Below are 12,145 nucleotides of genomic sequence, written 5' to 3'. Positions count from 1 at the left end.
GGTCAGAAGTCGCTATCGAGGCCGTCCTGGACCTGTTCGGCCGCACGCAGCACCGCGCGCGCCTTGTTCTCGGTCTCTTGCCATTCGGATTCGGGCACCGAATCCGCGACGACGCCGGCCGCCGCTTGCACATACAGGTTGCCGTTGTGGATCAGGCCCGTGCGGATCGCGATCGCGAGATCCATCTCGCCCGAGAACGACAGGTAGCCGACGGCACCGCCGTACAACCCGCGCTTGACCGGCTCGAGTTCGTCGATCAGTTCCATCGCACGGACCTTCGGCGCGCCGGACAGCGTGCCGGCCGGGAACGTTGCGCGCAGCACGTCGTAGTTCGTCATGCCGGGCTTCAGCTTGCCTTCGACCGAGCTGACGATGTGCTGCACGTGTGAGTATTTCTCGATGACCATCTGGTCGGTCACGTGCACCGAGCCGATTTCCGCGATGCGGCCGACGTCGTTGCGCGCGAGGTCGATCAGCATCACGTGCTCGGCGATCTCCTTCGGATCGTTGAGCAGTTCGGTCGCGAGTTCCGCGTCGCGCTCGGGCGTGTTGCCGCGCGGGCGCGTGCCGGCGAGCGGGCGGATCGTGACGATCTGGTCTTCGCCGCGCTTTTCCTGGCGCACGAGGATTTCCGGCGACGCACCGACCACGTGGAAATCGCCGAAGTTGTAGTAATACATGTACGGCGACGGGTTCAGCGAACGCAGCGCGCGATACAGCGACAGCGGATTGTCGCGATACGGCTTCGTCAGGCGCTGGCCGACCTGGATCTGCATCAGCTCGCCGGCCGCGATGTATTCCTTCGCCTGGCGCACGGCGGCCAGATAGTCGTCCTTCTTGAACTCGCGGAACGTCTCGGTGCGCACGCTCGCCGACGTGACGGGCGGCTGCACGGTCGTGCGCAGGCGTTGCTTCAGTTCGCGCAGGCGCTGTTTCGCCTTCGTATAGGCTTCGGCCTGGCTCGGGTCCGCGTAGATGATCAGGTACAGCTTGCCGGCGAGATTGTCGATGACCGCGACTTCCTCGGTCAGCAGCAACTGGATGTCGGGCAGGCCGAGATCGTCGCGCGGCGCGGTGTTCGCGAGCTTCTTCTCGATGTAGCGCACCGCGTCGTAGCCGAAATAGCCGGCGAGACCGCCACAGAAGCGCGGCAGGCCCGGGCGCTGCGCCACCTTGAAGCGCGCCTGGAACGATTCGATGAACTGGAACGGGTCGCCGTCATGCGTCTCGACGACCTGGCCGTCGCGCACGACTTCCGACACGCCGTTGCGGGTACGCACGAGCGTACGGGCGGGCAGGCCGATGAACGAATAGCGGCCGAAGCGTTCGCCGCCGACCACCGATTCGAGCAGGAACGAGTTGGCGCCCGAGCGTTCGGGCTGGGCCAGCTTCAGGTAGAGGGACAGCGGCGTTTCGAGATCGGCGAGGGCTTCCGCGATCAGCGGGATGCGGTTGTAGCCTTCGTTCGCGAGCGATTGAAATTCGAGTTCGGTCATGTTCCGGTCCTGTTCGGGACGAGCGGCGCGTGCGCCAGGGATCACTTGACGCTGCGCGGGTTGCCGTCGGCGAAAGGGCGGTCGATCGAGAAGTGCCTGTTGCCGGCCGGCACTCCGGGCGTGAACGTCGCGAGCCTGCGGCCGAGCCTGAACGCAAGCGTTCGGACGCGGTAGAACTCGAGGTGGTGCGACGGTCGACGCGCGGATGCGCAGCGAGATAAAAAACGGCGCTGAAGACGTGCTTCAGCGTACCTCATCGAAGAGGTTAGCGCGACCAGCGACGCCAGGGCCAGGCTCCCCGGTCGATGCTGCTCAGACTCCGTTTTTTATTCAGAAACATGCGGATGGAAGAAATAATCAGATGGTTGGCCGGCCGGCGTTGTGCGCAGAAATTGCGCGAGCTGCGACCAGCAACGAATCGACTATACCATCCGAATTTATCGTTTGTATAGCTTTGCCGTGGTTGTAGCCATAGGGCACCGTCAGCGTCGCCATCCCGGCCGCACGGCCTGCCAGCGCATCGTTTTCCGAGTCGCCGATTGCGACCGCCGTATCGGGTGCGACGCCGAGCGCGTTGCAGGCCGTCAGCATCGGCAGCGGATCGGGCTTCTTGCGCGCGACGCTGTCGCCGCCGAGCACGATGCCGAAGCAATCGGCCAGTCCGTATTGCTCGAGCAGCTCGACCGCGAAGCGGTGCGGCTTGTTCGTCACGCACGCGAGCCGGATGCCGGCCGCGCGCAGCGCGTCGAGTCCGGCCGCCACGTCCGGATAGAGGCGCGTGTGGCGGCCGTTGATCTTCGCGTATTCGGTCTGGTAGATCGCCAGCGCGTCGTCGAAGCGCGCGTGCGCTTCGTCGGCCGCGAAGCGCGGCTTCAGCACGCTCTGGATCAGGTGTTCGGAGCCCTTGCCGACGTAGCCGATCACCTCGTCGCGCGACGTGGCCGGCGCGCCGAGCTGCGCAAGCATCCCGTTCAGGCCGGCCGTGAAGTCGTCGGCCGTATCGACCATCGTGCCGTCGAGATCGATCAGCGCCGCGTCGATGCGCGGCGCGGCGAAGCGGATCGGGGCGGCGTTCGTTGCGGCCCCGGCCGGCGCATGGCCGGCGAGCGACGATTCGGCCACGGCGTCAGCTCCGCTCGACGGTAGCGAGCGCAGCGCGCATCTCGTCGATCACCTTGCGGTAGTCGGGCTTGCCGAAGATCGCCGAACCCGCGACGAAGGTGTCGGCACCGGCCGCCGCGATTTCCGCGATGTTGTCGGTCTTCACGCCGCCGTCGACTTCGAGCAGGATCTCGCGGCCGGTGCGCTCGGTGTACGCGTCGATGCGTGCGCGTGCTTCGCGCAGCTTGTTCAGCGTTTCCGGAATGAACGACTGGCCGCCGAAGCCCGGGTTGACCGACATCAGCAGCACGAAGTCGAGGCGATCCATCACGTGGTCGAGGTAGTTCAGCGGCGTGGCCGGGTTGAACACGAGGCCGGCCTTGCAGCCGTGGTCGCGGATCAGCGACAGCGTGCGGTCGATGTGATCGGAGCCTTCCGGGTGGAAGCTGATCAGGTTTGCACCAGCCTTCGCAAAATCGGGCACGATCCGGTCGACCGGGCGCACCATCAGGTGCACATCGATCGGCACCTGGACGTGCGGGCGGATCGCTTCGCACACGAGCGGGCCGATCGTCAGGTTCGGCACATAATGGTTGTCCATCACGTCGAAGTGGATCCAGTCGGCGCCGGCGGCGACGACGTTGCGGACTTCTTCGCCGAGCCGTGCGAAATCGGCCGACAGGATGCTGGGAGCGATACGGAATTGGGTCATGGCAGGGGAGCGGGGACGTTGCGGCGCAAAACCGTCATTCTACCGTCCGGCGACCCGGTGCGCGGCGGCGGGCCGTGCGGCCGAGGCCCGATTGCGCATAGAATGCCGAACCAATGCGGCGCGCCCGCGGCCCCGTTGCCCCTGCCGGCACGGGCAGTCACCTTCCACCGGAAACATCATGAGTCAGTATCAGTTCACCGTTTCGGTGAAAACCAGCTACTTGCCGGAACAATCCGACCCCGATCGCCGTCAATACGCATTCGCGTACACGCTGACGATCCGCAACACGGGACAGGTCGCGGCGCAGCTGATCGCGCGTCACTGGATCATCACGGACAGCGAGAACCACGTGCAGGAAGTGAAGGGGCTCGGCGTCGTCGGGCACCAGCCGCTGCTGCAGCCGGGCGAGCACTTCGAGTACACGAGCTGGGCCGTGATCGCGACGCCGGTCGGCACGATGCGTGGCGCGTACTTCTGCGTGGCGGAGGACGGCGAGCGCTTCGAGGCGCCGGTCGACGAGTTCGCACTGCACATGCCGCGCACGCTGCATTGAGCGTGCGGAGCGCGTCAGTGCGTTAGCGCGGCTGGCGGTCGTTGTTGCTGCGGGCGTGCTTCTTTCTGCCCGACGACGTCCACACGACGATGAAGATCAGCAGGGCAAGCGCTACGAAGGCTTCGAGCGCGAAGATGAGCATCGGATATTGGTCGAGAAAATCTGACATGGCGGTTTCCATCAAGAACGGACATTGTATGTGGTTTGGGCCCCGGTTGGCCGGGTGGGTGGCGGCGGCCGCAGCGGCGGCGCTGCTTGCCGCGTGCGGCGGTGCGCCGACGCGGACGTCGTCGCTGAAGCCGCCGACCGGCGCGGCGATCGTGCCGGGGCAGGTCGCCGCGAAGCGGCTCACGCCGGTCGCGTGGCAACAGGTACCGGGCTGGCAGGACGATTCGCTGATCGGCGCGGCGGCCGCGCTGCGGCAGAACTGCGTGCGGCTCGCGCGCCAGCCGGCCTGGCAGCGCGCTTGCGCGGCTGCCGACCGGCTCGACGAGCTCGACGTCAGCAGTGCCCGTACGTTCTTCGAAACGTATTTCACGCCGTTCCAGCTCGCGAACACCGACGGTACGCTCGACGGGCTCGTGACCGGCTATTACGAGCCGCTGCTGCATGGTTCGCGCGTGCGTCGCGGTCCGTATCAGTACGCGCTCTACCGCTGGCCGGCCGGTTATCGCGCGGGCGCCGCGCTGCCGGCACGCTCGCAGCTCGAACGCGCCGGCATCCTGAACGGCAACGAACTCGTGTGGGTCGACGATCCGATCGAAGCCTTCTTCCTGCAGGTTCAGGGTTCGGGGCGCGTGCTGCTCGACGACGGTTCGGTGATGCGGGTCGGCTTCGGCGGTACCAACAACCAGCCGTATCGCTCGATCGGCAAGTGGCTGCTCGATCGCGGCGAGCTGACGCCGGCTCAGGCGACGATGCAGGGCATCAAGGCGTGGGCGAAGGCGAACCCGAACCGCGTCGACGCGTTGCTCGACACGAACCCGCGGTTCGTGTTCTTCCGCGACATGCCCACCAAGGAAGATGCACCGCATGGCGGCTCGGACGGCCCGATCGGCGCGCTCGGCGTACCGCTGACGCCGGAGCGTTCGATCGCCGTCGATCCGTCGTCGATCCCGCTCGGCACGCCGGTGTTCCTGCAGACCACGCGCCCGCTGACGAATACGCCGATGAACCGGCTCGTGTTTGCGCAGGATACGGGCTCCGCGATCAAGGGCGGCGTGCGGGCCGACTATTTCTGGGGGCTCGGTGACGACGCTGGCGATCAGGCCGGGCGGATGAAGCAGGTTGGCCGGATGTGGCTGCTGTTCCCGAATTCGTGACATGAGGCGGCCCGGGTTGCCCGGGTCGCCGCCGATGCATCAGATGCGGTATTCGTGGGTGCGACGGTGTGCTTGCGGGACGTCGCGCTGATCGTGAAGGCTCCAGTGCGGTGTCAGTCTTCGTGATGCGCGTGTCGCGTCGACGGGTGCCCCAACGGTGTCCCGGAATGAAACAGCCCGATCGGCATTGGCCGATCGGGCTGTTTCATTTGCAGCCACGGATTTACCGCGCGTCATGCACGCGCAGCGATTGTCGTCAGCCCTTGCGCTTGTCGACGACGCGCCGCGCCTTGCCGACCGAGCGCTCGATCCCGTTCACGGGCAGCACGTTGATCACGGCCGTCACGCCGATCAGCGACTTGATGTCGTAGGCGAGCGCCTGTTTTGCCGCATGGATCGCCGCCGTATCGGGTGCGGTCTCGGGGCAAGGCTCGACGTTGAGCGTCAGCACGTCGAGCGGGCCTTCCTTCGTCAGCACGATCTGATAGTGCGGTGCGAGCGCGCGCTGCTTGAGCAACTGTTCCTCGATTTGCGTCGGGAACACGTTGACGCCGCGCACGATCATCATGTCGTCCGAACGCCCCGTGATCTTCTCCATCCGACGCATCGTGCGGGCCGTGCCGGGCAACAGCCGCGTGAGGTCACGGGTCCGGTAACGGACGATCGGCAGCGCCTCCTTCGTCAGCGACGTGAATACAAGCTCGCCGAGTTCGCCGTCCGGAAGCACTTCACCGGTTTCAGGATCGATGATTTCCGGATAGAAGTGGTCTTCCCAGATGGTCGGGCCGTCCTTGGTCTCGACGCATTCGGACGCGACGCCGGGGCCCATCACTTCCGACAACCCGTAAATGTCGACCGCGTCGATGCCCATCCGCTTTTCGATCGCGACGCGCATGTCGTTGGTCCAGGGTTCCGCACCGAAGATGCCGATGCGCAGCGAACTCTGCACGGGATCGAGACCCTGGCGCTCGATTTCGTCGGCGATCGACAGCATGTAGCTCGGCGTCACCATGATGATGTCGGGCCGGAAATCCTGAATCAGCTGTACCTGCTTCTCGGTCTGGCCGCCGCCGAACGGGATCACGGTCAACCCAGCGCGTTCGGCGCCGTAGTGCGCGCCAAGCCCGCCCGTGAACAAGCCGTAGCCGTAGCTGACGTGCACCTTGTCGCCACGGCGCGCCCCGGCGGCGCGGATCGAACGAGCGACGAGATTCGCCCATGTGTCGATGTCGCCGGCCGTATAGCCGACGACTGTCGGCTTGCCGGTCGTGCCTGACGACGCATGAATGCGCGAGATCTGGTCCTGCGGCACCGCGAACATCCCGAACGGGTAACTGTCGCGCAAGTCGCTCTTCGTCGTGAACGGGAAGCGCGACAGGTCGGCGAGCGTCTTCAGGTCGTCCGGGTGGACACCCGCGTCGTCGAACTTGCGACGATAGACGGGGGAGTGGTCATACGCATGCCGGAGCGACCACTTGAGGCGCTCGAGCTGCAGCGCGGTCAGCTCGTCGCGTGAGGCGGTCTCGATCGGCTCGAGCGGTAGCGGGGTAGTCATGCCTGTCTCCAGTGTTTGTTATGTGCGAGCGGTCGACGTCAGCGGTCTTCCGGGATGACCGTGCCCTTGATCTGGGCGGATTTGCCGCGAAACATCGCGACCGTTTCGCCGGTCTGGTTCGTGACGCGGATGTCGTAGATGCCTTGGCGGCCGGCGCGTGCCTGCTCGATCGCCTCGGCCGTCAGCACGTCATCGCCGTGCACGGGGCGCAGGAATTCGATCGAGCAACCGGCCGCGACGGTATTCACGTTGTACGAGTTGCACGCGAACGCGAACGTCGAATCGGCCAGCGTGAAGATGATCCCGCCATGGCAGGTCTGGTGCCCGTTCAGGAATTCGGGCCGCACGCGCATCTGCAGGCGCGCGTAGCCGGCGCGTACTTCGGCGATTTCCATGCCGAACGCGCGGCTGCATGCGTCGGCGTCGTACATCGCCCGTGCGGTGGCGCGGGCCAGCGAATCGGGGTCGAGCGTGGCAGTGGCGTTCGTCATGTCAACGCCCCTCGAAGCGCGGCGCACGCTTCTCGATGAATGCCGTCACGCCTTCCGCATAGTCGTGCGACTGGCCGAGCTTGCGCTGCAGGTCGCGTTCCAGGTCGAGCTGCTGGTCGAGCGTGTTCGTGACACCGTCGCGCATCGATTGCTTGATCGATGCGATCGCGAGCGTCGGCTGCTGCGCGAGCTGGGTGGCGAGCTGGCGGGCTGACGCGACGAGTGCGTCGTCGTCGACCGCGCGCCAGATCAAGCCCCATTGCTCGGCCTGTTCGGCGCCGAGCTTGTCGCCGGTCAGCGCGAGCCCGAGCGCGCGTGCCATCCCGACGCGTTGCGGCAGGAACCAGGTACCGCCCGAATCGGGTACGAGCCCGATCTTGACGAAGGCCTGGATGAAACTGCTCGAGCGGGCGGCGAACACGAGATCGCAAGCGAGCGCGAGATTCGCGCCAGCGCCGGCCGCCGTGCCGTTGACGGCGGCGATTACCGGAATCGGCAGACGCTGCAGGCGGCGGATCAGCGGATTGAAGCGCTCGTCGATCAGCGTGCCGAGGTCGGTGGACGCGCCCGGCGTGAAGTCGAGATCGGCCAGGTCCTGGCCTGCGCAGAAGCCGCGCCCCGCACCTGTCAGGATCAGCGCGCGTGCGCCGGCCGCCTCGACATCATCGAGTGCCGATTGCAGCTCGCGATGCATCGCCCGCGTAAAGCTGTTCAGCTTGTCGGGGCGGTTGAGGGTAATCGTGGCCACGTTCGAGGCCTGATCGATATCCAACTGAATCGCCTGATAGGACATGCAGTGTCTCCTTCATGACTTCGTTATAGGCGCGCGGTGCGTGGGTTACACGCGTTCGATCGCGAGCGCGATACCCTGGCCGACGCCGATGCACATCGTACAGAGCGCGAAGCGACCGCCCGTACGCTCGAGTTGGTGGAGTGCCGTGGTCACGAGCCGGGCGCCCGATGCACCGAGCGGATGGCCCAGTGCGATCGCACCGCCGTTCGGGTTCACGCGCGGATCGTCGTCGGCGACGCCGAGCATGCGCAGTACCGCGAGGCCTTGCGAGGCGAACGCCTCGTTCAGTTCGATCACGTCGAACTGGTCGATGGTCATGCCGAGCTGGCGCAGCAGTTTCTGCGTGGCCGGCGCGGGGCCGATGCCCATCACGCGCGGCGCGACGCCGGCCGTCGCCATGCCGATGACGCGTGCGCGGCGGCGCAAGCCGTACTGGTCGACTGCCTGCGCATTGGCGAGCAGTAGCGCGCACGCACCGTCGTTGACGCCGGATGCGTTGCCGGCCGTCACCGAACCGTCCTGGCGCACGACACCCTTGAGCTTCGCAAGCGCTTCGAGCGACGTCTCGCGCGGATGCTCGTCGCGCGAGACGACCACCGGATCGCCTTTCTTCTGCGGAATCGTGACCGCGACGATTTCGTCGGCGAGCGTGCCGTCCTGCTGCGCACGCGCGGCCTTCTGCTGGCTGCGCAGCGCGAACAGATCCTGGTCGGCGCGGCTGATGTTGTAGTCGACCGCGACGTTCTCGGCCGTCTCGGGCATCGAATCGACCCCATACAGCTGTTTCATCAGCGGATTGATGAAGCGCCAGCCGATCGTCGTGTCGAAGATGTCTGCCTGGCGCGCGAACGCGCTCGTGGCCTTGCCCATCACGAACGGCGCACGCGTCATGCTCTCGACGCCGCCGGCGATCATCAGGCGCGCCTCGCCCGCCTTGATCGCGCGCGCGGCCGTGCCGATCGCGTCCATCCCGGAGCCGCACAGCCGGTTCAGTGTCGTGCCGGGCACGTCGGTCGGCAGGCCTGCGAGCAGCGCCGACATGCGCGCGACGTTGCGGTTGTCCTCGCCGGCCTGGTTCGCGCAGCCGTAGATCACGTCGTCGATCGCCGTCCAGTCGACGTTGCGGTTGCGCTCGACGAGCGCCTTGAGCGGTACCGCACCGAGGTCGTCGGCGCGGACATCTTTCAGGGCGCCGCCGTAGCGGCCGATGGGGGTGCGAATCGCGTCGCAGATATAGGCGTCTGTCATGAGCGTATCGATGAGCAACGAACCCGCCGGGTGGCGGATTCGTTCATGGTAGAGAACGTGGCGGCGTTTGCACGTCGACCAATCGGGTTATGCCGGTTGGCCGGCTTCCGCAGGTGCCGCTTTCGGCGCAACATGGACGCGGCTTTGCACCACGCGGAACCGGTTGGCGACGAACGCCGGGTCGGCCAGCGCTGCGTTGGCTGCCGGGTTCGCGCCCGTGCCGTGGAAATCCGAGAATGCGGCCGACTGGTTCACGAACACACCGCCCGTCAGGTTGATCGACAGTGCGACTCCGCCGCGCACCGCCGCATCGTGGGCGGCGTCGACCATCGCATCGTCAGTGCTGTAAACGGAGAGCGTCAGCGCGCCATGTTCCGCCGCGATTTCGCCGGCGAGATCGAGCGACTGCGCGGTCGAGTCGGTCGCGATCACGAACGAGATCGGGCCGAACCACTCCTGCGTGAATTTCTCGCGATCGGCCACGTCGAGTTGCAGCACGAGCGGCGTGCGCACGCGGGCATCGGGGAACGCAGGGTGCTGGAGGGTAAGGCTGTCGGCGAGCACGCGGCCGAGCTGGCGGGCGTCGTCGATGCGTGCGGTCACGCCTTCGTTCTGGATTGCGCCGATCAGTTCGACCGAGCGTGCCGGGTCGCCGGTGAGTTTTTGCACGGCAACGGTGATTGCCTGTGCGACTTCGTCGAAGCTCGCATGGCCGTCCGCCGTCCGGATGCCGTCGCGCGGCACATAGATGTTCTGCGGCGCCGTGCACATCTGACCGGAGTACAGTGCCAGCGAGAATGCAATGTTCTTGGCGGCGGCCTTCAAATCGTCGGTCGAGTCGATCACGATCTGATTGACGCCGGCCTTCTCGGTATAGACCTGTGCCTGATGGGCATGGCGTTCGAGCCACGTGCCGTTTTGCGTGCTGCCGGTGAAGTCGATCAGCTTGATCTCGGGGCGCAGCGCGAGATCCTGAACGAGTGCGCCGTCGTTGGGTTCGGTCGCGAGGAGCGTGACGACGTTCGGATCGAAACCGGCTTCGCGCAGTACGTCGCGAGCGATCCGGACGGTGATGGCGAGCGGCAGGATCGCGCCCGGATGCGGTTTGACGATCACGGTATTGCCGGTTGCCAGATCGGCGAACAGGCCCGGGTAGCCGTTCCAGGTCGGGAACGTGCAGCAGCCGAGCACGAGCCCGGTGCCGCGCGGGACGATCGTGTAGCGCTTGTGCATCGCGAGCGGCGGGTTCTTGCCTTGCGGCTTTTCCCAGTGCGCGTCGGCCGGGATGCGGCGCAGTTCGTCCCATGCATAGGCGACTGCCTCGAGCGCACGATCTTGTGCGTGCGGGCCGCCGGCCTGGAACGCCATCATGAATGCCTGCCCCGTGGTGTGCATCACGCTGTAGGCGATCTCGAAGCTTGCGCGATTCAGGCGCGCGAGGATTTCGAGGCTGACGCCGATCCAGGCGCTCGGGCCGGCTTCGCGCCACGCGCGTTGCGCGGCGGCAGCGGCGGCGATCAGTTCGTCAGGTGTCGACTTCGGATACCGGATGCCCAGTGCAATGCCGTACGGCGACCGCTCTGCGCCGACCGTTTCCCCGGACGCCGGCTGATCGAGCGCGAACGTCTGGTCGAGGTGCGACTTGAACGCGGCCTCGCCATCTGCGTTCGCGCTTTCCCCGTACACTTTGGGGCTCGGCATTTCGGCGAACGGGCTCCAGTACCCGCGGCTCTCGATGGCGGCGAGTGCGTGCTTCAGCGTGTCTTCGTGCTTCGTGAACAGTGCATGGGTCATGGCGGCAGCCTGATGGACGTTGAGAGGGGTTGGGTCGATTAATTAACCGACCGGTTGGTCGGAGAATGGTAGCATCAAACTATTCGCATGTGCGAGGCGTTTCTCATTTCATTGATCGAGGAGAAATAGATGGCTTACGAGAACATCCTGGTGGAGACCCGGGGGCGTGTCGGGCTGGTTACGCTGAATCGCCCGAAAGCGCTGAATGCGCTGAACGATGCGCTGATGGATGAACTGGGTGACGCGCTGAAGGCGTTCGATGCGGACGATGGCATCGGCGCGATCGTCGTGACCGGCAGCGAGAAGGCGTTCGCGGCCGGCGCTGACATCGGCATGATGGCGACCTACTCCTATATGGATGCCTACCGGGGCGACTACATCACGCGCAACTGGGAGACCGTTCGCGAGATCCGCAAGCCGATCATTGCCGCGGTTTCGGGCTTTGCGCTGGGTGGTGGCTGTGAACTGGCCATGATGTGCGACATCATCTTCGCGGCGGACACGGCCAAGTTCGGCCAGCCGGAAATCAAGTTGGGTGTCATGCCGGGTGCGGGCGGCACGCAGCGTCTGCCGCGCGCGGTGTCGAAGGCGAAGGCGATGGACATGTGCCTGACGGCCCGCTTCATGGATGCTGCCGAAGCGGAGCGCGCGGGGCTCGTGTCGCGCGTGCTGCCGGCCGACACGCTGCTCGACGAGGCGATTGCCGCTGCGGCGACGATCGCCGAGTTTTCGCTGCCGGCGGTCATGATGGTCAAGGAGTCGGTGAATCGTGCGTACGAGACGACGCTTGCCGAAGGTGTCCACTTCGAGCGTCGGCTGTTCCATTCGCTGTTCGCGACCGAAGACCAGAAGGAGGGGATGGCGGCATTCGTCGAAAAACGGAAGCCGGTATTCAAGCACCGCTGATCGGGCTGCCTGGGTGGCGGTCGGCGACTGACCGGGATCGGTTGTCGGCGACTGACCGGGATCGGTTGTCGGCGTGATTGCCCGGCCGGTCGAGCCCCAAGCCCCCGTGCGCGGTAGCGCACGGGGGCTTTTTCAAAATATTTTCACAAAGGGGCTTGCGTAGTTGGGGGCGGG

The 12,145-nt window shown here is 65.9% G+C and carries 11 protein-coding genes; 3 read left to right on the top strand and 8 right to left on the bottom strand.

Features of this window, described 5'->3' with window-relative positions:
- Positions 1–2: 2 nt before the first annotated feature.
- From trpE to rpe, 3 genes are all read right to left on the bottom strand, one after another.
- Positions 3–1,496, bottom strand: coding sequence for an anthranilate synthase component I (gene trpE / locus BDO18943_RS18365; protein WP_039362349.1), 1,494 nt, complete (start codon positions 1,494–1,496; stop codon positions 3–5).
- A gap of 357 nt (positions 1,497–1,853) precedes the next feature.
- The gene (locus BDO18943_RS18360) at positions 1,854–2,618 is read right to left on the bottom strand and encodes a phosphoglycolate phosphatase (RefSeq protein WP_175023493.1); all 765 of its coding nucleotides are present in this window, start codon (positions 2,616–2,618) and stop codon (positions 1,854–1,856) included.
- Positions 2,619–2,622: 4 nt separating this feature from the next.
- On the bottom strand, positions 2,623–3,309 hold the full coding sequence (gene rpe, locus BDO18943_RS18355) for a ribulose-phosphate 3-epimerase (protein ID WP_011883156.1): 687 nt from the start codon (positions 3,307–3,309) through the stop codon (positions 2,623–2,625).
- Positions 3,310–3,487: 178 nt separating this feature from the next.
- Here rpe and apaG point away from each other — a divergent pair, with 178 nt between their 5' ends.
- Together apaG and mltA are read left to right on the top strand one after the other, a co-directional pair.
- Entirely contained in the window at positions 3,488–3,862 is a 375-nt protein-coding gene (apaG, locus tag BDO18943_RS18350) for a Co2+/Mg2+ efflux protein ApaG (protein WP_011350820.1), read from the top strand.
- A gap of 89 nt (positions 3,863–3,951) precedes the next feature.
- On the top strand, positions 3,952–5,184 hold the full coding sequence (gene mltA, locus BDO18943_RS18345) for a murein transglycosylase A (protein ID WP_043191900.1): 1,233 nt from the start codon (positions 3,952–3,954) through the stop codon (positions 5,182–5,184).
- A gap of 256 nt (positions 5,185–5,440) precedes the next feature.
- Here the strand turns inward: mltA and paaK are convergent, their stop codons facing one another.
- From paaK to paaN, 5 genes are all read right to left on the bottom strand, one after another.
- Positions 5,441–6,739 (bottom strand): phenylacetate--CoA ligase PaaK, encoded by a 1,299-nt coding sequence (gene paaK / locus BDO18943_RS18340; protein ID WP_043191530.1) that lies wholly within the window; start codon positions 6,737–6,739, stop codon positions 5,441–5,443.
- Positions 6,740–6,777: 38 nt separating this feature from the next.
- Entirely contained in the window at positions 6,778–7,230 is a 453-nt protein-coding gene (paaI, locus tag BDO18943_RS18335; protein WP_043191528.1) for a hydroxyphenylacetyl-CoA thioesterase PaaI, read from the bottom strand.
- Position 7,231: 1 nt separating this feature from the next.
- Positions 7,232–8,023 carry a 2-(1,2-epoxy-1,2-dihydrophenyl)acetyl-CoA isomerase PaaG gene (gene paaG, locus BDO18943_RS18330; RefSeq protein WP_175023492.1) on the bottom strand — a complete coding sequence of 264 codons (792 nt, stop codon included), beginning with the start codon at positions 8,021–8,023 and terminating at the stop codon, positions 7,232–7,234.
- Between the two features lie 45 nt (positions 8,024–8,068).
- Positions 8,069–9,271, bottom strand: a complete 1,203-nt coding sequence (gene pcaF / locus BDO18943_RS18325; protein ID WP_175023491.1) for a 3-oxoadipyl-CoA thiolase — start codon at positions 9,269–9,271, stop codon at positions 8,069–8,071.
- A gap of 87 nt (positions 9,272–9,358) precedes the next feature.
- Positions 9,359–11,065 (bottom strand): phenylacetic acid degradation protein PaaN, encoded by a 1,707-nt coding sequence (paaN, locus tag BDO18943_RS18320; RefSeq protein ID WP_175023490.1) that lies wholly within the window; start codon positions 11,063–11,065, stop codon positions 9,359–9,361.
- Between the two features lie 129 nt (positions 11,066–11,194).
- On the opposite strand from paaN, the gene BDO18943_RS18315 reads away from it, so the two are divergent.
- Positions 11,195–11,971 carry an enoyl-CoA hydratase gene (locus tag BDO18943_RS18315; RefSeq protein WP_021156980.1) on the top strand — a complete coding sequence of 259 codons (777 nt, stop codon included), beginning with the start codon at positions 11,195–11,197 and terminating at the stop codon, positions 11,969–11,971.
- Positions 11,972–12,145: the final 174 nt, after the last annotated feature.

This window comes from Burkholderia aenigmatica (assembly GCF_902499175.1).
In the GTDB taxonomy this organism is placed as follows: Bacteria; Pseudomonadota; Gammaproteobacteria; order Burkholderiales; family Burkholderiaceae; genus Burkholderia; species Burkholderia aenigmatica.
This window is presented reverse-complemented; position numbering and strand designations above follow the sequence as displayed.